Annotated in this window: 21 protein-coding genes; 8 read left to right on the forward strand and 13 right to left on the reverse strand. The window is 63.5% G+C overall.

Annotated elements, in window-relative coordinates:
* Window positions 1-46: 46 nt before the first annotated feature.
* Window positions 47-604, forward strand: a complete 558-nt coding sequence (locus HCN58_RS11540; protein ID WP_171579433.1) for a disulfide bond formation protein B — start codon at window positions 47-49, stop codon at window positions 602-604.
* Between the two features lie 89 nt (window positions 605-693).
* On the opposite strand, the gene HCN58_RS11545 is transcribed toward HCN58_RS11540, so the two are convergent.
* Window positions 694-1779: an AbrB family protein gene (locus HCN58_RS11545; RefSeq protein WP_171579434.1), complete on the reverse strand. Its 1086-nt coding sequence runs from the start codon at window positions 1777-1779 to the stop codon at window positions 694-696.
* A gap of 162 nt (window positions 1780-1941) precedes the next feature.
* Window positions 1942-2208 carry a PsiF family protein gene (locus HCN58_RS11550; RefSeq protein WP_171579435.1) on the reverse strand — a complete coding sequence of 89 codons (267 nt, stop codon included), beginning with the start codon at window positions 2206-2208 and terminating at the stop codon, window positions 1942-1944.
* Between the two features lie 178 nt (window positions 2209-2386).
* Here HCN58_RS11550 and HCN58_RS11555 point away from each other — a divergent pair, with 178 nt between their 5' ends.
* A complete protein-coding gene (locus HCN58_RS11555) occupies window positions 2387-2875 on the forward strand; it encodes a hypothetical protein (RefSeq protein WP_171579436.1) in 489 nt (162 codons plus the stop codon).
* Window positions 2876-2916: 41 nt separating this feature from the next.
* On the opposite strand, the gene HCN58_RS11560 is transcribed toward HCN58_RS11555, so the two are convergent.
* A complete protein-coding gene (locus tag HCN58_RS11560; RefSeq protein ID WP_171579437.1) occupies window positions 2917-3513 on the reverse strand; it encodes a TetR/AcrR family transcriptional regulator in 597 nt (198 codons plus the stop codon).
* 98 nt (window positions 3514-3611) lie between these two features.
* On the opposite strand from HCN58_RS11560, the gene HCN58_RS11565 reads away from it, so the two are divergent.
* From HCN58_RS11565 to HCN58_RS11580, 4 genes are all read left to right on the forward strand, one after another.
* The gene (locus tag HCN58_RS11565; RefSeq protein WP_171579438.1) at window positions 3612-4037 is read left to right on the forward strand and encodes an acyl-CoA thioesterase; all 426 of its coding nucleotides are present in this window, start codon (window positions 3612-3614) and stop codon (window positions 4035-4037) included.
* A 3-nt stretch (window positions 4038-4040) separates the two neighbouring features.
* Window positions 4041-4517 carry a PaaI family thioesterase gene (locus HCN58_RS11570; protein WP_171579439.1) on the forward strand — a complete coding sequence of 159 codons (477 nt, stop codon included), beginning with the start codon at window positions 4041-4043 and terminating at the stop codon, window positions 4515-4517.
* A 99-nt stretch (window positions 4518-4616) separates the two neighbouring features.
* Window positions 4617-5402, forward strand: a complete 786-nt coding sequence (locus HCN58_RS11575) for a sulfite exporter TauE/SafE family protein (RefSeq protein ID WP_171579571.1) — start codon at window positions 4617-4619, stop codon at window positions 5400-5402.
* Between the two features lie 30 nt (window positions 5403-5432).
* A complete protein-coding gene (locus HCN58_RS11580) occupies window positions 5433-6107 on the forward strand; it encodes a DsbA family protein (protein WP_171579440.1) in 675 nt (224 codons plus the stop codon).
* A 74-nt stretch (window positions 6108-6181) separates the two neighbouring features.
* Here HCN58_RS11580 and HCN58_RS11585 read toward each other — a convergent pair whose 3' ends face one another.
* The 6 genes from HCN58_RS11585 to HCN58_RS11610 form a co-directional block, all read right to left on the reverse strand.
* Entirely contained in the window at window positions 6182-6388 is a 207-nt protein-coding gene (locus tag HCN58_RS11585; protein ID WP_171579441.1) for a hypothetical protein, read from the reverse strand.
* 55 nt (window positions 6389-6443) lie between these two features.
* The gene (locus tag HCN58_RS11590; protein WP_171579442.1) at window positions 6444-7298 is read right to left on the reverse strand and encodes a COG3904 family protein; all 855 of its coding nucleotides are present in this window, start codon (window positions 7296-7298) and stop codon (window positions 6444-6446) included.
* An 8-nt stretch (window positions 7299-7306) separates the two neighbouring features.
* Window positions 7307-8647, reverse strand: a complete 1341-nt coding sequence (locus HCN58_RS11595) for a hypothetical protein (protein WP_171579443.1) — start codon at window positions 8645-8647, stop codon at window positions 7307-7309.
* Between the two features lie 119 nt (window positions 8648-8766).
* Complete coding sequence (locus HCN58_RS11600; protein WP_171579444.1) at window positions 8767-9840, reverse strand: carboxylesterase family protein; 1074 nt, start codon at window positions 9838-9840, stop codon at window positions 8767-8769.
* Window positions 9841-9871: 31 nt separating this feature from the next.
* Window positions 9872-10843, reverse strand: coding sequence for a S1C family serine protease (locus tag HCN58_RS11605; protein ID WP_171579445.1), 972 nt, complete (start codon window positions 10841-10843; stop codon window positions 9872-9874).
* Window positions 10844-11005: 162 nt separating this feature from the next.
* Window positions 11006-12523, reverse strand: coding sequence for an AMP-binding protein (locus HCN58_RS11610; RefSeq protein ID WP_171579446.1), 1518 nt, complete (start codon window positions 12521-12523; stop codon window positions 11006-11008).
* 350 nt (window positions 12524-12873) lie between these two features.
* Between HCN58_RS11610 and groES the strand changes: the two genes are divergently transcribed.
* Complete coding sequence (gene groES / locus HCN58_RS11615; RefSeq protein WP_171579447.1) at window positions 12874-13188, forward strand: co-chaperone GroES; 315 nt, start codon at window positions 12874-12876, stop codon at window positions 13186-13188.
* Between the two features lie 52 nt (window positions 13189-13240).
* A complete protein-coding gene (gene groL / locus HCN58_RS11620) occupies window positions 13241-14887 on the forward strand; it encodes a chaperonin GroEL (protein WP_171579448.1) in 1647 nt (548 codons plus the stop codon).
* 95 nt (window positions 14888-14982) lie between these two features.
* Here groL and HCN58_RS11625 read toward each other — a convergent pair whose 3' ends face one another.
* From HCN58_RS11625 to HCN58_RS11640, 4 genes are all read right to left on the reverse strand, one after another.
* On the reverse strand, window positions 14983-15540 hold the full coding sequence (locus HCN58_RS11625) for an HNH endonuclease (RefSeq protein ID WP_171579449.1): 558 nt from the start codon (window positions 15538-15540) through the stop codon (window positions 14983-14985).
* A 522-nt stretch (window positions 15541-16062) separates the two neighbouring features.
* Window positions 16063-16488 (reverse strand): YybH family protein, encoded by a 426-nt coding sequence (locus HCN58_RS11630; RefSeq protein WP_171579450.1) that lies wholly within the window; start codon window positions 16486-16488, stop codon window positions 16063-16065.
* Window positions 16489-16830: 342 nt separating this feature from the next.
* A complete protein-coding gene (locus tag HCN58_RS11635) occupies window positions 16831-17799 on the reverse strand; it encodes a peptidyl-alpha-hydroxyglycine alpha-amidating lyase family protein (protein WP_171579451.1) in 969 nt (322 codons plus the stop codon).
* Window positions 17800-17893: 94 nt separating this feature from the next.
* Window positions 17894-18559 (reverse strand): response regulator, encoded by a 666-nt coding sequence (locus HCN58_RS11640; RefSeq protein ID WP_235983536.1) that lies wholly within the window; start codon window positions 18557-18559, stop codon window positions 17894-17896.

Raw genomic sequence — 18559 nt, forward strand, 5'->3', positions numbered from 1 at the left:
GGCGGTGGCGGGATAGGAGGCTGATGCCTATTTTGAGCATGGACCCATGCTCCGGAGAACATCCGTGACATCAGATGCCCTCCATTCGTCGCCGACGCGCCATGCCGCCGATCCGGTGGTCGTTGCAGCACTGGCGATCGCGGTCGTCGCCGCGGCGACGCTGGCGGGCGCCTGGTTTTTCCAGCTCGTGCTGGATATCCGCCCCTGTCCGCTCTGCCTCGAACAGCGCTACGCCTACTATCTGGCGGTCCCGCTCGGGCTGCTGGTCGCCTTTGCCGCTTCGCGCGGGGCGCCGCGGCAGGTCGCGCTGGCGGGGTTTGCGGTGCTTCTGCTTGCCGCGCTCGCCAATGCCTGGCTCGGTGGTTACCATGCCGGCGTCGAATGGCAATTCTGGCCGGGCCCGACCGATTGCTCCGGCCCCGTGGCCGATCTCGGCAGCGCCGGCACGCTGCTGCAGCGTCTCGACACGGTGAAAGTGATCCGCTGCGACGAGGTGCAGTGGCGTTTCCTTGGGCTCTCGCTTGCCGGCTACAACGTGCTGATCTCGCTGTTGATGGCGCTGATCGCCGTGTGGGGTGTGGTGTCCGCGAAACGGGCCGCGTAGATCGGCCAGGCGGTCATCACCAAGCGCTGGCGTTGATGGGTTTCGCTTCGCTCTCCCATCCTACGAAATCCGCCCAGCCGCACTTCCTCCTAATCATCCACGTCCTCCTGGGGGCGGCCGAACAGATGCACGATGCCGGGTGTCGTGATCGAGACGAACACGAAACGCGACAGATGATGGGCGCCGACGAAGATCGGATCGATATGCAATGTGAGCGCCAGCGCCAGCATCGCGTCCATCGCGCCCGGTGCAAACGCCACGACGACGTCGGCGAAGCGCACAGGGGTGGCCAGCACGATCACCGTGACGAAAATGCCGGAGATGAGAATCGCGACTGCAAACGAGCCCAGCCCGGCATTGATGTGGCTGAGCAGCGTCGACTTCTTGATCCGCGCAAAGCGCGTGCCGATCACGGCGCCGATGCCGACCAGCGCCACACCGCGCATCCAGGGCGGCAGGCCGCCCTCGATCAGCCCGGTGCCGTGCAGCACGGCGGAGGCGATCATCGCGCCGAACATCCAGCTCGCCGGAAAGTTTGCGAGTCGCAGTAGTAACGCGACGGCAACGGCAGCCGCCGCCAGCACGGTGAGTTCGAGCGGCGAGGCGACGGAGCTGGCGATCTCCGCCGGCGCCGTCGGCGCGATGCCGGTCAGCGCGAGCAGCAGCGGCAGGGCGGCGGTCAGGATGATCACGCGCATGGTCTGCACCACTGCGATCGCGGCGACATCGGCGCCCTTCTCGGCGGCCAGCATGGTGATCTGCGACAGCGCACCGGGGCTGCCGGCGAGTAACGCCGAGGTCTGGTCCCAGCCGTGCACACGCTGCAGATAGAAACTCGAGCCGAAGGTCGAGCAGAATGTCGCGAGCGCCAAGAGGCCGATGGTCAGGGGATAGGCGCTCATGTGCTGGATCAGTTGCCGCGACACCAGCGACCCCAGCGTGATGCCGAGCAGCACCAGTACGCTCTGCGTCAGGATTGCCGGCATGGCGACTGGCCGCCCCGCCAGCGCGGCGATGCCCACCGCGGCCATCGCGCCGGAAATCAACCCGCCCGGCAGGTTAAGCCACAGAAACAGCAGGCCGCCGGCGGCGCCGATGGCGAGGGTTTCGAGCGTGCCCAAAACTTTGGCGCGGTCGGTAATGGCGGAAGAAATCGAGGCGGGGATCAGGCTCACGCCGCCTTATGGCAAATCTGCTTTCGCAGGACAAATGCATCACGCGATTGCAGCAATGCGCGGGGCAGCTTCCCGGCGAGCGGGCTGCCGATGGCCCGCCGGCATCATGAACAAAAATCGGAAAGTCCCGATATGGCCTCTCCGACAGCAGAGGCGATGCTGCTACTTCGCCTTTTCGGCCGCGGACTTCTTGCACTCGGAGCGGAATTTCCTGCGTTCCTTGCCGTGAAGTCCCTTTGCGTCGGCTTCCTTCGAACATTCGAGCGAGGCGGCGGTCCGCGGTTTCTCGGCTTTCTTTTCCGCCGGCGCCTTGGCTTCGGTCTTGGTCGTATCGGTCTTGGCCGGCGCCGTGGTTTGCGATGACGCGGCGCCCATCAGCAGAAGGGAAGCCACGGCGGTTGCCGTGGCAAGGGAGGAGATCTTCGTCATGGGGCACCCTCGGATTGAAAACAAGTGTGCAACCGTGGCGCTGCGATGCTGAACCACAGGTGAATGAAGCTGAACGGGCCGCCACAATATTTTTATCGGACGAACGCCCCGCGCGTTGTCGCAAGCTGTGGTTGCGCTAGGATGGCTCCCGCAGATGACTTCGCCAAGGAGACCAGGGATGACTATTCAAGCAAAAATACTGGGCGTGATTGCGGTGTCGGGTTTGGCTGCGTTTGCGATGACGTCGCAGGCGAATGCCCTGACTGCGCAGGAATGCAGCGCCAAATACCAGGCTGCGAAAGCCGCCGGCACGCTCGGCGGCCAGAAGTGGAACGACTTCCGAAAAGCCCAGTGCGGCGCCGACGCCGCACCCGCTCCGGCGGCAGCGGCAGCACCTGCTGCGGAGCCAAAGGAAGCCGCCAAGAAAGCATCCAAGAAGGAAGCCAAGGAAGCTGCGGCGCCTGCCGCGCCGGCAGGTCCTGCGGTCTATCCGAACGCGGTCGATTCGAAATATTCCAACGAGACCGCCGGCAAGGCCCGCATGCACACCTGCCTGGATCAATACAACGCCAACAAGGCCACCAACGGCAATGGCGGCTTGAAGTGGATCCAGAAGGGCGGCGGCTATTACAGCGAATGCTCCAAGAAGCTGAAGGGCTCGGCCTGAGCAGCAGCCGATTCGGGCGCGGCCGGATGTCTCGGCCGCGCCTACAATTCGCGGAGCAATGTTTCGGCCGACTTCGCCACCAGTTGCGCGCGCTTGCGCTGGCCGCGTTCGAGAAACAGCAAGCTCTGGCCGAACACGAAGCAGTAGAACAGAAACGCCTGCGCGTCGGCTTCCTCGGCCGCCAGCCCCGTGGCGCGATAGAGATGCCCGACGTTCTTCAGTCGTGCGGCGTCGACGCTCGCCACCGCGTTGGCGGCGAGCTCGTCGGATCGGGCCCATTGCCGGATCGCCAGTTCGACCGCCATGCCCTCGGTGTTCATGCGCTCGGAATAAAGCGCGATCAGCGCCTTCAGCCGCTCGCGGGCGGTCGCGCCGTCGAGGCTGGTCTGTTTTTCGATCGCGGCGATGCGGCCAGCGCTCCAGTGCTGCAGCATGGCGTCCAGCAGGGCGGCGCGGTCGCGGAAGCGGCGGTAAAAGCCGCCCTTGGTGACGCAGAGGTTCTTGGCCAGCACCTCGACCCGTACGCCCTCGATGCCGGTCCGGGCGATTTCCTTCAAGCCGGCCTCGATCCAGCTCTCGTGGCGAACCCCGCCAGCTCGCGCTTCTTCGGTTCGCGCCTCTCCTTTGGCATCGCTCATGGTCCGGTCTCACCGACTGTTGATACGGTACCGTATTGCTAACCCGGAGGCGGTCTGATACGCTACCGTATCAAACGACAAAGGAGCGGGAGCAAACGATGGAGACGGACGCGACCTATCGCGGCACGGTCTATCCCTGGCAATGCGATCATGTCGGGCACATGAACATCATGTGGTATGTCGGCAAGTTCGACGAGGCGAACTGGAATCTGTTCGCCCGGCTCGGGCTGACGCCGTCGTACCTGCGCACTTCCGGCCGCGGCATGGCCGCCGTGCAACAGAACATCACCTACAAACGCGAACTCGTGGCCGGCGACATCATCGAGGTCAGGAGCCGGGTGCTCGAGATTCGCGACAAGTCGATCCGCTTCGTCCACGAGATGCATAACGCCGAAACCGGTGAGATCGCCGCCACTTGCGAATCCATCGGCGTCCACCTGGACCGGCAGGCGCGCAAGTCGATCCCCTTCGCGCCCGTGATCCGCGACGCCGCGACGCGGCATCTCGAACCGGCGATGGCGTGACCGATGCCGCGCTACCAGCCGAAGAACCCGGAATTTCGCGCGGTCGCGACCGACATGTTCGAGCAGCAGCGCGCGATGAAGACGCTCGGCATCTCGATCGCGCGGATGGAGCCGGGCGAGGTCGATCTTACGATGGACTATTCGGTTGAGCTGACCCAGCAGCACGGCTTCATCCATGCCGGCATCATCACGGCAGGTCTCGACAACGCCTGCGGCGTCGCCGCCTTCACACTGATGCCGCCGGGCGCGGGGATTCTTACCGTGGAATTCAAGACCAACTTGCTGGCGCCGGCGCGCGGCGAGCGGTTCGCCTTCCGCGCTAGCGTCGTCAAGCCCGGCCGCACGCTAACCGTGTGCGAGGCCCGCGCCTATGCGGCGCATGACGGCAAGGAGACCCTGATCGCGACCATGACCGGCACACTGATGGCGTTGACCGGACGCGAGCGCGCATCGCCAGAGAGGGGGTACGTCGCAGCCTGATCGGCTGATGTGTATTGCAGTGCAGCCTTGTGCTGCGGCCATGGCGATCTGCAGAAAATCCTTCTATGGTCGCGCCGTGCAACTGAGTCTTTCAACTTGATCATCTCCACCGCGCAAGGCGTGCTGGGACTGGCGTCGGGGATGCTGGTCGGATTTTCGCTCGGCCTGGTCGGCGGCGGCGGCTCGATCCTCGCCGTGCCGCTGATGGTCTATGTGGTCGGCGTGGCGGAGCCCCATGTCGCGATCGGCACCAGCGCGATTGCGGTGGCGGCGAACGCCGCGATGAACCTGTCCAACCATGCACGCGGCGGCACCGTGATCTGGTCCTGCGCACTGATCTTCGCCGCCGCCGGCATGGCCGGCGCCTTCGGCGGATCGATCCTCGGCAAAATGGTCGACGGCCAGAAACTGCTGGCGCTGTTTGCGCTGGTCATGATCGTCATCGCGCTGTTGATGCTGAAGACGCGCTCGCGGATCGGCCTGCCTGACGTCAAGGTCTCGATGGCGAACATGCCGGCCATTGTCGCCCTTGGCCTCGCCACCGGGACGGTGTCGGGATTCTTCGGCATCGGCGGCGGATTCCTGATCGTGCCGGCCCTGATGCTGGCGACGGGCATGCCGATCATGAACGCGGTCTCCTCCTCGCTGGTCGCGGTCACCGCATTCGGCCTTACCACGGCCGCCAGCTATGCCTGGTCCGGCCTCATCTCATGGGCATTGGCAGGGCTGTTCGTGGCGGGCGGCATCGCCGGCGGATTGGCCGGCACGCGGTCGGCACGGCACTTGGCCGAACGTCGTGGCGCGCTCAATATCGTGTTCGCCGTGGTCATTATTGCCGTGGCGCTCTATATGCTGGCGCGTAACATGTCCCTATCTCAGCCGTAGACAGGAAATGCAGCCCTTCGCGAGACCCAGATGAAGCGATCGAATAATCCGGCCGGGACGATCCCGGGGCCCACGCGGCGCCAAGCGCTTGGCTTGCTCGGCGCAGGCGCGGCCCTGCTCGGCGCCAGCGTCGCGTCACGTCCGGTGTTCGCGCAAGGCGACGACGTCCTGACCGAAGCGCTGGTGCTGCGCGATCCTGATGTGCCCGCGACCGGCAATCCGAACGGCGATATCAACATCGTCGAATGGTTCGACTACAATTGCCCGTATTGCCGCAAGATCGCGCCCGAGATCCAGCAGGTGGTGGCCGACGACGGCAAGGTTCGCCTGGTGCTGAAGGACTGGCCTATCCTCGGCGACGTCTCGAAATACGCCGCGCGGGTGGCGCTCGCCGCCAAGTATCAGGACAAATACATCGCCGCGCACGAGGCGATGATCGGCGTCAGTTCGAGATTGACCGAACCGCGCATCCGCGAACTGGTGGCCGGCGCCGGCGTCGATATGAATCGCCTCAACCGCGACCTCACGACGAATGCGAAGTCGATCGACGCCATTCTGGCCCGCAACCACGATCAGGCGGTGGCCTTCGGATTCAGGGGAACGCCGTCCTTCATCGTCGGCAAGTTCCGCGTGCCGGGAATTCTGACTATGGCAGAATTCGAGATGGTGATCGCCGACGCGCGCAAGGCGAAGAAGAGCAATTAGCGCGCATCAAAACGCCGTCGTCCGGGACGACGGCGCTTGAATGCTGTGATGATCTCACCCGAAATTGTCAAGAATTATCGCGAGGAGATCTTGACCCAATCGTCGTGGGCACGCGTTTTCAGCGCCTTCCAATCCTCCGCTGCGACATCCCAGTTGACGAGAGTGCGATTGGCTTGCGCGACCTGGCCGCTGGCGACGCTCGACGTCCGGATGGAATCGTAGAGATAGACGCCGAAAACCAGCAGCAGCGCACCCAAAATCATTCCGACAAACGTCTGCATGCGATACCTCCGTGACCCGCTCACTAACGCGAAGGTCGGGGTATGGTTCCGGGACCTACGATCGCGCCTTCGGCGGTGCCGGGCGGGGCGCCGACGCGGAAGGTGCAGCTCCTGTGGCCGTTGCCAGGTTGAGCGACTTCAATTCATCGGGGGTGAATACGAAAAGCTTGTCGTGCGGCGTCTCCATCGCATGCACCCAGACCTGGAGGTTCACACCCATGTCGCCGAGGTAGCGCTGGCAGCGCGCGGAGATATTTTGCGCTACGTTCATCTCGTCGTGCGGCAGGCCGGTTGTGGTGCCCAGCGCCGCCACCTGATGCACGCCGACGATGGCCTTGTCGCCGACCCGGCGCTCGACGCCGCCGGCGAACACCAGCGGGCAGGATGAGGCGCAGTATTTGCCTGCCTCGATCTCAGTCGCGAAATTGCGCTCTCGAATGAGCCGCCCCATCGCCAATGCATCGCTGACCGAACCGCCCGGCGAATTCAGCACCACTGTCTTGATGTAATCGCCGCGCTTGCCGATCTCGGCTGCGAATGTGTCAAAAATTCCGGGCGTGATGGTGCCGGTCGCCATCAGCCTGCCGCCGCCCACCAGCTCGAAGATCATCGGCTTGGCCATCACGCCAACTGCTTGTGGCCGCGACGTCACGCGCTTGTCGTCGTCAGGCGCGAGCGGCGCCAGAATGGATGGCACCGCATCGGGATGGTTCAGCGAAGGCGTGTCCTGCCTTAGCTCGGCTGCCGGATCGGCTGCGCCGATCCATCCGTTCATGCCGGCGAGATCGGCCGCCAGTACGGCGATCGTGATCGTGACGATACTGCGGAAGAGCCAGCGCAGGATCGCCTCGTCGGGATTCCCCGCAAGGAAAGCCTGAACGCGCTTTTGAAGTGTTGCGGATGGCGGCATGGCAACACCTACTTGGTATGCCGCGCCGACGATAGCGAGGTAACGTTTTCGTCGGCTGCCGTCGCCGGATCGGCCACAGGTTGGTCCGCGGGGGCCTCGCGCCCGGCCTCGCGTGGCGCCACGCGGCGCGCGTCCTCGACTTCGCGGGCTATCTGCAGGGCCGCGACCAACTCGCTCGCGGTCATATCGGAGGCGTTGAACGCGGGAAGCCCCTCGCGCCGGATCGCGGCGTGCACGACGCACAGGATCAACACCAGCACCGCCGGCATCAAATCGATCGAGATCGCGCCGGCCCAGCTTGGGATGAAATCGCCGGCGTAGCGAAGCACGGCTTCGGCCGGCGACATGGTCTGGAATCGCGCCGGCTCGATCCGTGGCAAAGCCAGGATCTTGTCGGCGGCCTCGGCGAGCGAAGCCGCTTGCGCCGCGATCGAGCTCTCGACCTTGCCGACCACGGCGGTCTGCCGGTCGGCGAGATCGGCCGTGCGGCCGCCTGCAGCCGGTGCGATGAAACCTGACGACAGCGACGCCGCGGCGCGCTTGACGGCGGGCGCGACCGAGGTCTGCTGCAGGTTGGCGATCACGCCGGAGAGCGCCAAGGATTCCGTCGCAAATGCGTCGCTGCGCGTCGAGATCGGCCCGCGGTCGGAAATCAGCTCGCGCATCTTCGCGAGATGTTTGCCGCCCTGCTCGAACAGTGCCGAGACGCGCTTGGCCGACGCCTGCACTTCCTGTCCGAGACTGTCGAGCTGCCCGGACATTTGCGTCAGAAGCTGCACGACGGTGCCGGATCCGGCGGTGCCGGTCAGCGAACCCGCGCGTTCGGCGTCGGCCAGCTTCGCGAATCGCGATGAGGCGAGCTGGATATCCGGCAACAGCCCTTGCGCGGCAATGGCGTTGCTGTTGGCGGTATCGAGATCGCGGGTGTAGTTCTGCACGGTGATGGCGAGATGCTGCTGGATCGCGGCGGCACCCGCGAGCGCCGAAGCGTTGAGCCAGGACGACATCGCCACGATCATCAGCGATCCCAAGAGCATGCAGCCGAACATCAGGCCGCGGCCGGTGCGGTCCACCACGTGCGGCATGAACTGCATCAGGAACACCCAGAAGGCGTAGATGCCGACCGATACGGCAACCGAATAGATCACGGCGGCAAAGAACACCGTGGTCGGGCTGCCGTTGAGCAGTTCACGGACGCCGAGATAGGTGTAGACGCCGGCGGCCAGCGCGAGAATCGCGGTCGTCAGCTTCAGCGTGACTTCGAGGCGGCTGACGCCTTTCGAAAGCAGCAGCGAATTGGAGCCAGGCGTGGTGGCCGCAGGAGCGGCGAAGCCGGTGTTCGAGGGCATGACGTATCCTGTCGCGGTTGCAATGAACCGGTCTGATCAACGCCCCCACGTTGTTGGCTAAGTTGTTCTACGCATAGAGATAAATTCAGACTAGATTGTGTCGGCGGCGTCGTCGATGGTCAAGTCTGGCCGTTCAGCCATTGCAGTATCTCTGCATTCATCTCGCGCGGATAAGTGTGGCTGAGATCGTCGAGCTCGCGATAGATGACGTTGGCACCTGCGGCAGATAGCGCTTGGGCAGTCTGCCGCGCCACCTGCACCGGGAACATCCAGTCGAGCCGGCCATGCACGATATGGATGGGCAGGCCGCGCAATCTGTCGGCATCGGCCATTTCCGCTATCAGCGGATGAAACGTCGCCGATGCCGGCGCGAGGTGGGTAAAGGGCGAAGCGCCATCGAAGCCGGTCACGTAACAGAATGTGCCGCCATCGCTCATTCCGGTCAGCAGCATCCTGTCCGCATCGATATTCCACCTTGAGCGCACCGATTCCAGGATGCGCATCAGGTTTGGCGTATCGATATCGTCGCCCATCAACGCCCAGGTCGAGCCGGTCGCCGTCGGAGCGACCAGGATCGCACCGCGGCTGCGGGCGTCGCGCAGCCAGCTCCAGAGAAAGCCGCGTCCATTGCCGCTGCCGCCATGCAGCGCCATCACCAGCGGCCATGCGCGCTCGGGCGTATAATATTCCGGCACGTAGAGCGAGAAGCCGCCGCGGCTGCCGGGCTCATTGTGATTGTGAAAGATGCCGGTGTTTTCATTGGCTGGCGCCGCCAGCCGTGCCGCGAGATCCGCGTCTTTCCGCAGCGAAGGATCGATGAAGAACTCGCTCACCGGCGGCAATTTCGCTGACACCGCATATAGCGCCTCCTGTGCACGCGGGGCGTATCGAAGCGCGCGAAACAGGCTGACGAAATCGCCGTTGCCACTTTGGACGATGCGGAGACCGGCGAACGCCGCCAGTGCCGCATCGCTCGCCGCCTCAAGCGAGGCTTTGATGTCGGCGAACCCGGTGGGCCACTGCTCAAGTCGCGGCCGAACCGCGCGCAAGGCGTCGTCAGGCCGGCCTGCGGCCTCCATTACGCGGTCGAAATCCGGCGGGTTGAGGTAGCGCGCGATAAAACCGAGCGCCTCCAGCGATTGCAGCAGCGGCGGCAGCACGGCCACGATGTCGTCCACCACGGCCTCGCTCATCACGCATTCCTTACTTCAATGCAGCCTCAATCTAATGAAGTCTTGGCGCCTTCAACAGCCTGGCGCGGTCGGTCGAGCTCAGCACCACGTCGAAGGTGACGCCCTCATGATAGACCGTGAGGGGCACGTCGACGCCGGCGGGTCCGAGCGACCATAACTTCCGATAGAAGCCGGTCTGGCTGGTGATCTTATCGCCGTTGACCGCAAGGATGACGTCGCCGGTCTTGAGCTCGGCGAGTGCCGCCGGTCCCTTGCCGGCAATGCCGACCACCACGACGCGGTTGTCGATTTCGGTGGTGTACATGCCAAGCCATGGCCGCGCAGGCTTGTTGACGCGGCCGAACTTCCTGATGTCGTCGAGCACGGGCTTCAGGAGATCGATCGGCACGATCATGTTGACGTGCTCGGCCTTGCCCTCGCGCTCGCGTTCGAGCTGCAGCGACCCGACGCCGATCAGTTCGCCGCGACTCGAGATCAGCCCGGTGCCGCCCCAATTAGGATGCGCGGGATGGGTGAAGATCGCTTCATCCAGCAGATATTCCCAATAGCCCGCGAATTCCTGCTTGGCGGCGATCTGGCTGGCGACCGAGCGCGTGCGCCCGCCGGCGCCGCCGACCACGACGCGGTCGCCGATCTCGGCGGCGGCGGAAGAACCGAGCGGCAGCGGTTCGAGGTCGAGGTCGCCGAGCGCCTGCACCAGGCCGAAGCCGGACTCGAAATCGAAGCCGAGCGCATGCCCTTCCACCACGCGGCCGTCGCCGCGGTGCAGCCAGACGGCCTCCGCCTCGGTGATGAGATAGCCGATCGTCAGCACCAGCCCGTCGTCGATCACGACGCCATTGCCGGCGCGTTCGGTGCCGAGCGTCTCGGCGCTGAAGGCATCGGGCGGAATGATCGAATGCAGCCCGACCACCGATGACAAGGTTTTGTCGAGGTCGAAAGCATAATCGCCCGGACGCGGCTGGTTTGCGGGCGGCACTCTCCATTCGGTCAAAGAGGGCATGGATGGTCTCCTGGCGAACCGGCGCGCGTTTCGTAAGGGCGAGAGCGCGGGAAATTCATCACAATCTATGCTGCAAACGGCCGTCTTGAAAGTGTTCCCCAAAATGAGCCGGCATGCGACTCATACGGGGCAGATTCACAATTGTTCCAGGGCCTTTCAGGATCATTCCACCTTTGCCCGCGCCCGGGCCGGCATGATCCGGAAATCGCGGCTCTCCTTCAGCCAGGCGGCACGTTCGTCGCACAGCAATCTGCGGCGAACCTTGCCGGAATCGTCGCGCAGGCAAATATGGATGGCCTCGAAACTTTCCGGGTGTTTGTAGCGGCTGAGCCGGTCGGCCAGGAACGCTGCCATGCCGTCGGCGACGGCCTGCGCGTCTGTGCCCCGGTCGAGTTCGAGGATAGCGTGCACCCGCTGCCCGAATTCGGGATCGGGCAAGCCGACCACGACGCAGGAACGCACATCGGGATGTGCCGATACCGCAGCCTCGACTTCGGCCGGATAAATATTGGCGCCGCCGCGCAGGATCATGTCGGCGAGCCGGTCGCCGAGATAGAGGTAACCTTCCGCGTCGAGCCGGCCGATATCGCCGAGCGATTCCCAGCCGTCGGCGCGGCGTTTCGGTTCCGCGCCGAGATAGTGGTAAGTGGAGCCGGGTCCGTCATTGGGCAGGAAATAGATCTCGCCGGTTTCGCCGGGGGCGACGTCATTGCCGTCCTCGCCGATGATCCTTAAGCGGCAAGTGTCGCCGATCTTGCCGACGGAGCCCTTGTGCGTCAGCCATTCGGTGCCGGAGATGATCGTCGCGCCCTGTCGCTCGGTGCCGCCATAGAGCTCGTAGATGCGCTCCGGCCCGAGCCACTCGATCCATTTCTCTTTCAGCCATGGCGGCATGGGAGCAGCCATGTGAAACACGATCTGCAGGCTGGACAGGTCGTAGGCGTTACGCACCTCGTCCGGCAGCGCCCAGATCCGGTGCATCATGGTGGGCACGAAATTGACCCATTGTACGCGGTTCTTCTCGATCAGGCGCAGCGTCTCCTCAGCGTCGAACTTGACGAGGCCGGTGACGCGGCCGCCATTGAACAGCGCGGTATGCGACACGATGAACGGCGCGTTGTGATAGAGCGGGCCGGGATTGAGCAGCGAGGCGTTCTGCGGAATGCCCAGCGGCGATGGGGTTGTTGTCTCCACCACCGCCGGCATGTGATCGAGGATCACTTTGGGCTGTCCGGTCGAGCCGCCGCTGGTCATCGCCTTCCAGTAACGCGCCACCGGATTGATCACCGGCTCGTCCGAAAAATCTTCGGGGAGGAAATCGGCGGGCAGCGAGTTCGGCGCGTTCCAGTCCGGCTGGCCACCGACCACGAGAGATGGCTTGAGAATGTCGAGCACCGCGGCGGCCTCGCCACGCGGCAGCCGCCAGGTCAGCGACGTCGGCGTCGCGCCACACTTCCACACCGCAAAGGTGGTTTCGAAAAACACGTTGCAGTTGGGAAGGCCGATGGCGACGAAATCGCCGGGCTTCACGCCTTTGGCGGCAAAGGCCCGCGCGCGGGCGTTGGCGTTGCGCTCGAGTTGCTGCCAGGTGAGCGTATCGTTGCCGTGGCTGATCGCGATCGTGTCCGCCGGTTTGCGTTCGGTATACCAGCGCGGCACATCGGCAATGGGGATGAGCATTGGAGTCCTCCAGTCGGTCGGCTTTCCCTAAGCCCTTTTTTTGCACTGCGAACGAGGGGTGTCACCGTCCAAGCCTAATCCGCTGACAGGAAGGTTCTGACCGAAGTCGAGGGCGGCGTCCAGATTGCTGCGACCGCCAGCCCAAGGACCATGCTTGCTGGCAAGAACAATCGACGTTCTCGAACCCGGCTCGCCAATGAACCGTAGCCTGCTTGGGAGCACGCGCCGGCATTTCCGCGCCCACGGGCCCGGCAAACATCCATTTTTTTCAGAAGGCCTTGAAGCGCAATACTGACCCACCTAGGTCGCATACTGCAGCCGAACACCACATCCAGCGTGGGAGGAGGACAATGAAAATCCGTCCGCTTCACGATCGGGTAGTCGTTAAGCGCATCGAGGCCGAGGAGAAGACCGCCGGAGGCATCATCATCCCTGATACCGCCAGGGAGAAGCCGCAGCAGGGCGAGGTCATGGCGGTGGGGCCTGGAGGGCGTGACGAGGGCGGTAGGCTCGTTCCGATCGACCTTCAGACTGGCGACCGCGTGTTGTTCGGCAAGTGGTCAGGCACGGAAGTCAAGATCGATGGCACCGAATACCTGATCATGAAGGAAAGCGACATCATGGGCGTGCTGGTCGAAGCCGGCACCAGTCGAAAAGCCGCTTGAACCCCCGCCCGACGTCATCAGCGAGAGGAATGGTATCGTAGGGAGCAAGACCATGGCAGCCAAGGAAGTGAAGTTCTCGGTCGATGCCCGCGAGAAGATGCTGCGCGGCGTCGACATTCTCGCGAATGCGGTGAAAGTAACGCTCGGCCCGAAAGGTCGGAACGTCGTTCTCGAAAAGTCGTTCGGCGCGCCGCGCATCACCAAGGACGGCGTCACTGTCGCCAAGGAAATCGAGCTCGAGGACAAGTTCGAGAACATGGGCGCCCAGATGGTGCGCGAGGTCGCGTCCAAGACGTCCGATCGGGTTGGCGACGGCACCACCACTGCCACTGTGCTCGCGCAGGCGATCGTCAGGGAGGGAGCCAAGGCGGTCGCGGCAGGAGTGAACCCGATGGGCCTCAAGCGCGGTATAGATGTCGCGATCGAGGCTTTGGTCGCAGATATCGAGAAGAACTCCAAGAAAATCACCTCGAACGACGAGATCGCGCAGGTTGCAACCATTTCGGCCAACGGCGACGCCGAGATCGGCCGCTTTCTCGCCAACGCCATGAAGAAGGTCGGTAATGACGGCGTAATAACCGTTGAGGAGGCGAAGTCGCTGCAGACCGAGCTTGAAGTGGTGGAGGGCATGCAGTTCGACCGCGGCTACATCTCGCCCTACTTCATCACCAATGCCGAAAAGATGCGGGTCGAGCTCGAAGATGCTTACATTCTGATCCACGAAAAGAAGCTGTCGGGACTGCAGCCAATGCTGCCGCTGCTCGAATCCATCGTGCAGTCAGGCAAGCCGCTGCTCATCATCGCCGAGGACGTGGAGGGGGAGGCGCTCGCCACCCTCGTCGTGAACAGGCTGCGTGGCGGATTGAAAGTTGCGGCGGTGAAAGCGCCCGGCTTCGGCGATCGTCGCAAGGCGATGCTCCAGGATATCGCCATCCTTACCGGCGGTACTATGATTTCGGAGGATCTCGGCATCAAGCTGGAGAGCGTGACCATCAAGATGCTGGGCCACGCCAAGCATGTGAGGATAGAAAAGGAGAATACCACGATCGTAAGCGGCGGCGGCAAGAAGGCTGATATTGACGCTCGCATTGCCCAGATCAAGGCTGAGATCGAGGAGACCACCTCCGACTACGATCGTGAGAAACTCCAGGAGCGGCTCGCCAAGCTCGCGGGTGGTGTCGCGGTGATCCGTGTCGGTGGGGCGACCGAGGTCGAGGTGAAGGAGCGCAAGGATCGCGTCGACGACGCGCTGCATGCGACCCGCGCGGCAGTCGAGGAAGGCATTTTGCCCGGCGGCGGTGTTCCCCTGCTCCGTGCCGTCAAGGCGCTCGACAGATTGAAAGCCGCCAACGAGGATGAGCGCTTTGGCGTCGAGATCGTCAAGAAAGCGCTTTCGTGGCCGACCCGCCAGATCGCGATCAACGCGGGCGAGGATGGCTCGCTCGTGGTCGGACAGATCCTGGACAAAGATACCTACGCCTTCGGATTTGATGCCCAGACCGGCGAGTTCGGCAACCTGATCTCAAGGGGCATTATTGATCCCACCAAAGTGGTGCGCACTGCGCTTGAGGACGCCGCTTCGGTAGCTGGCCTGCTCGTCACCACCGAGGCAATGGTCGCTGAGCTCCCGAAGAAGAAGGCCCCGCCGATGGCTGCGGGCGCGGGTGCGGGTATGGCCGACATGGACTATCAGATCTGAGCAAGTCGCGAGGTGATTGGTGGGTCTGCCAGGACGCGCCAATCACCGTCTCGATGGCGAATGAGTATCTCGCTCTACGGTCGCTGAACCGCTCCTTACGGATCGAGCTCGGTATCCCAATACAAATAATCCAGCCAGCTATCGTGCAGATAGTTCGGCGGAAATAATCGGCCATTGCGATGCAGTTGATGCACCGTCGGCGCGAACGGCGCTTGCCGCGGAAACATCCTCGCCTGCTGCGGCGTCAGATTGCCCTTGCGCAGGTTACATGGCGAGCACGCCGCGACGACGTTCTCCCAGGTGGTCTGGCCGCCCTTGCTGCGCGGAATGATGTGATCGAAGGTCAGGTCGTCATGCGCGTTGCAATACTGGCAGACGAAGCGGTCGCGCAGGAAGACGTTGAAGCGGGTGAATGCGGGATGCGTGGTCGGCTTGACGAAGGATTTGAGCGATACCACGCTCGGAAGCTGAATCTCGAAGCTCGGGCTGTGCACCGCGCGGTCGTAATGCTCGACGATGTTGACGCGATCGAGAAACACCGCCTTGATCGCGTCCTGCCACGACCAGAGAGACAGCGGGTAGTAACTCAGCGGCCGGAAATCCGCGTTCAGCACCAGTACCGGCCAACCGCCCTGCGAGACATGTGCGTTCAAGTAACGCTCCTGACCCCCATGTTAGCTGCGAAGCAGCGTGTGCCCTGCATACTACAGGCAGCGTGACGGGATTGTGAAGAGCGCTCCGGGGCTTATCCAGCAGGGGGAATGCGTGATTCTCCGCCCTGGCGCCGGAAAAGCCTCGGTTCCTGAGCCCGCCAATGGCGGACGTTCACGGTCAATCCATCGTGATAGGAGGCCCGCGCCGGGCGATCCGACGGGAAGACACGCATTTCCGATAACTCCATACGGGAACGACGAAGAGGTCTATCGTCGCGCTCGCGTCTACGGTTTGGCGGCACTGGTAACGAGCCTCACGCCCAGACCGAACATAACGGCGCCGGCCGCGTGCCAAGTGCTGTGGCAAGCGCCCGAATCCTGCTTGATGCGACCGCGACGCGCGCCACCATCACGAAGCTGGGGCCGGGGCTGATCACCCCGACACTGAGCGCGGCGACGATGCTGGCGAGCCCGGCAAGTTTCTTGCATTGGCAATCCTCCGGGGCAGGTTATGCGGGCCGACTATTCGGTGTGCGGCGGAGCTTCGACCGCCCAGCCCGGATCGGCGCCGAACGGGTGATCCATGAAGAACACCCAGGTGCCGTCGGGCATCCGGCGGTGAACTTCCATACCGTGGTGATGCACCTCGGTGCGCTTGCCGTGTTCGTCGGTGCCCTTGATCAGCCACTGCGAGCGCGTCATCGCGAAGTCGCCGGAAACCGTCGTATGATGAGTAACGACATCCATGTGCGGCTTCAATCCGACGTAGGCCGCCATCGTCTTGCGGATGCCGTCGGCGCCGCGCGCGACACTGCGGCCGCCATGGACCTCGTCGACCTGAACGATCGCGGCTTCGGGGTGGTACATCGCTGCAGCGGCGTCAACGTCCTGTACGTTGAACGCGCGTGCCAGCCAGAGATTGCAAAGTTCGGGGGACGGAGCACCCATTTTCAACTCCCATATTTTGAAGATTGATCGATGCGATGAGATAGCGGCGTCACCCTCCGGTGCAGGGCCGGATTGAAGTCATCCTAAGTTCCTCATCTCGTTTCCCGTTGCGGTAGGTAACGTCTGGCGGAGCGGAAAGCACGTTGAAATACCGCCAGCCTCACTTGCGAAACTGCAAGCGGCGCCTACGTCTGCGCCATGGAGGACTGAAACGAGCCCCAACTCGTGTTGGCGGTGCATCGGGCAAGCAGCCTCACCGGCGCCGCTAAGCGCTAGACAGCCTGTTTGACGGACGGGGCCGGTCCTGCGCTGCCGTAGCAAGGCTTTGCCGTTAGCAACAGTCTAGATCTTTTCCAGCTTCTGCAGGCATCGCGTGACCCCGACCTCCGGCGGCATCGGCGTATCCGGAAAGCTGGTCTTCCAGTCGGTGACGCCGACCTCGCCAATATAGATGTCGCCCCTGGAATCCAGCGCGATGCCGTGGGGCGCGAGGAATTTGCCGGCCTCCAGCCCCGGGCCGCTCTCGCCGCCGAGCCGAGCAATGCGCTTGCCCTTCGAATCCACGATCGAAAGCCGCGGGCCGAGATTGGGCACCTTGCGGTTCACGGCCATGCCGGGACCGAGCTCGCCGACGATGAACGTCGGCTGCTTGCCGCCGCAACAACACAGCGCGCACGGCCGGTGCAGAAAATTCCACTGCGTCTCGTATTTGCCGTTGCCGTCGAACACCTGCACGCGATGGTTCTCGCGGTCCGCGACATAGACCCAGCCGTCGGAATCGGTTGCGATGTTGTGGACGATGTTGAACTGGCCGGGATCGGTGCCGGGCTCGCCCCAGGTCATGAGCAGCTTCCCGTCAGGCGAATATTTGTGGACGCAGGCATTGCCGTAGCCGTCGGAGACGTAGATCTCCCCCTTTGGCGACAGCGCGGTATGAGTGCAGCGGTGAAACGGCTCGCCGCTCATGAACGGCGCCGGCTTGTTCGGGATACCGATCGTAAGCCACACCTTGCCGTCAGTCGTGCACTTGCGCACGGTGTGATCGCCGTCATCGGTGCAATACAGATTGTCGTCGGCATCGATGTGCAAACCGTGGGCGCGGTTGAACAGGCCTTCGCCCCAGCTCTTGATGAAATTGCCCTCGCGGTCGAGCACCACCATCGGATGGTCGCCGCGGTTGAAGAGGTAGATGCGGTCCTTGCTGTCGACCGCGACGGAGGCGACGTCGGTCAGGCTCCACCCGTCCGGAAGCTTCGCCCAGTTCTCCACCACGCGATAACGGTGTTCGCCCGAACCGAGAATGGTCGACATGCGCTTCTCCCCATCTGATATTTAATGGCCGGCAGTGTTGCAGAGAGCTGCCCTAAGCACGAGAGGGATTTGAGCATGGCACGTTTCTTATGGACTATCCTCCCATATCCTCCGCCGCGATGATGCGCTGGCGAAGCGCCAGGCGTACCAGTTCGATGTCGGAGGCGACGCCGAGCTTGGTGCGGATCTGATAGCGCGTGTTGGCCGCGGTCTTGACGCTGATATGCAGCGTGTTTGCGATCTCATCCACGGACTTCTCGGCCAGCAGCATGCGCAGGATTTCGAATTCCCGCGGGCTAAGCGCGTCGATCGCTGAAGGCTCGTCGGCGAGGCGGTTGATGGCGAGTTCGTGGTCGATATCGGGGCTGAGTGCGATGCGTCCGGCCATGACTTCAGTGATCGCGCGCAGCAGCGCGTCGGGCGGATTGCTTTTGGTGACAAAGCCGCGTGCTCCCGCCTTGATCGCCTGGACCGCATAGGCAGCGCTTTGGTGCATCGTGAATACGAGGACGCGCGCCGACTTGTCCCATTGCCGGATGCGCCTGATGGCCTCGACCCCGCCAATCCCTGGCATCGACAGGTCCATGATGACGAGGTCGGGCCTGGCTTCCTTGTAGACGCGATAGGCGTCGGCCCCGTTGCCCGCTTCGGCGACGACTCGCAGGCGATCCTGCTTCTGCAACAGCGAGCGATAGCCCTCGCGCACGATGGCATGATCGTCCACCAGCATCACGCGCGTTCGGCCGCCGGTATCCGCCAT

Origin of the sequence: Bradyrhizobium australiense, from assembly GCF_013114825.1 — a bacterium.
Classification (GTDB): Bacteria; Pseudomonadota; Alphaproteobacteria; order Rhizobiales; family Xanthobacteraceae; genus Bradyrhizobium; species Bradyrhizobium australiense.

Coding starts and splice junctions, on each gene's coding strand:
- HCN58_RS11540 (WP_171579433.1), top strand. CDS start 47: ATGCTCCGGAGAACATCCGTGACATCAGATGCCCTCCATTCGTCGCCG.
- HCN58_RS11550 (WP_171579435.1), bottom strand. CDS start 2,208: ATGACGAAGATCTCCTCCCTTGCCACGGCAACCGCCGTGGCTTCCCTT.
- HCN58_RS11555 (WP_171579436.1), top strand. CDS start 2,387: ATGACTATTCAAGCAAAAATACTGGGCGTGATTGCGGTGTCGGGTTTG.
- HCN58_RS11560 (WP_171579437.1), bottom strand. CDS start 3,513: ATGAGCGATGCCAAAGGAGAGGCGCGAACCGAAGAAGCGCGAGCTGGC.
- HCN58_RS11565 (WP_171579438.1), top strand. CDS start 3,612: ATGGAGACGGACGCGACCTATCGCGGCACGGTCTATCCCTGGCAATGC.
- HCN58_RS11570 (WP_171579439.1), top strand. CDS start 4,041: ATGCCGCGCTACCAGCCGAAGAACCCGGAATTTCGCGCGGTCGCGACC.
- HCN58_RS11580 (WP_171579440.1), top strand. CDS start 5,433: ATGAAGCGATCGAATAATCCGGCCGGGACGATCCCGGGGCCCACGCGG.
- HCN58_RS11585 (WP_171579441.1), bottom strand. CDS start 6,388: ATGCAGACGTTTGTCGGAATGATTTTGGGTGCGCTGCTGCTGGTTTTC.
- HCN58_RS11590 (WP_171579442.1), bottom strand. CDS start 7,298: ATGCCGCCATCCGCAACACTTCAAAAGCGCGTTCAGGCTTTCCTTGCG.
- HCN58_RS11595 (WP_171579443.1), bottom strand. CDS start 8,647: ATGCCCTCGAACACCGGCTTCGCCGCTCCTGCGGCCACCACGCCTGGC.
- HCN58_RS11600 (WP_171579444.1), bottom strand. CDS start 9,840: ATGAGCGAGGCCGTGGTGGACGACATCGTGGCCGTGCTGCCGCCGCTG.
- HCN58_RS11605 (WP_171579445.1), bottom strand. CDS start 10,843: ATGCCCTCTTTGACCGAATGGAGAGTGCCGCCCGCAAACCAGCCGCGT.
- HCN58_RS11610 (WP_171579446.1), bottom strand. CDS start 12,523: ATGCTCATCCCCATTGCCGATGTGCCGCGCTGGTATACCGAACGCAAA.
- groES (WP_171579447.1), top strand. CDS start 12,874: ATGAAAATCCGTCCGCTTCACGATCGGGTAGTCGTTAAGCGCATCGAG.
- groL (WP_171579448.1), top strand. CDS start 13,241: ATGGCAGCCAAGGAAGTGAAGTTCTCGGTCGATGCCCGCGAGAAGATG.
- HCN58_RS11630 (WP_171579450.1), bottom strand. CDS start 16,488: ATGGGTGCTCCGTCCCCCGAACTTTGCAATCTCTGGCTGGCACGCGCG.
- HCN58_RS11635 (WP_171579451.1), bottom strand. CDS start 17,799: ATGTCGACCATTCTCGGTTCGGGCGAACACCGTTATCGCGTGGTGGAG.
- HCN58_RS11640 (WP_235983536.1), bottom strand. CDS start 18,559: ATGGCGGATACCGGCGGCCGAACGCGCGTGATGCTGGTGGACGATCAT.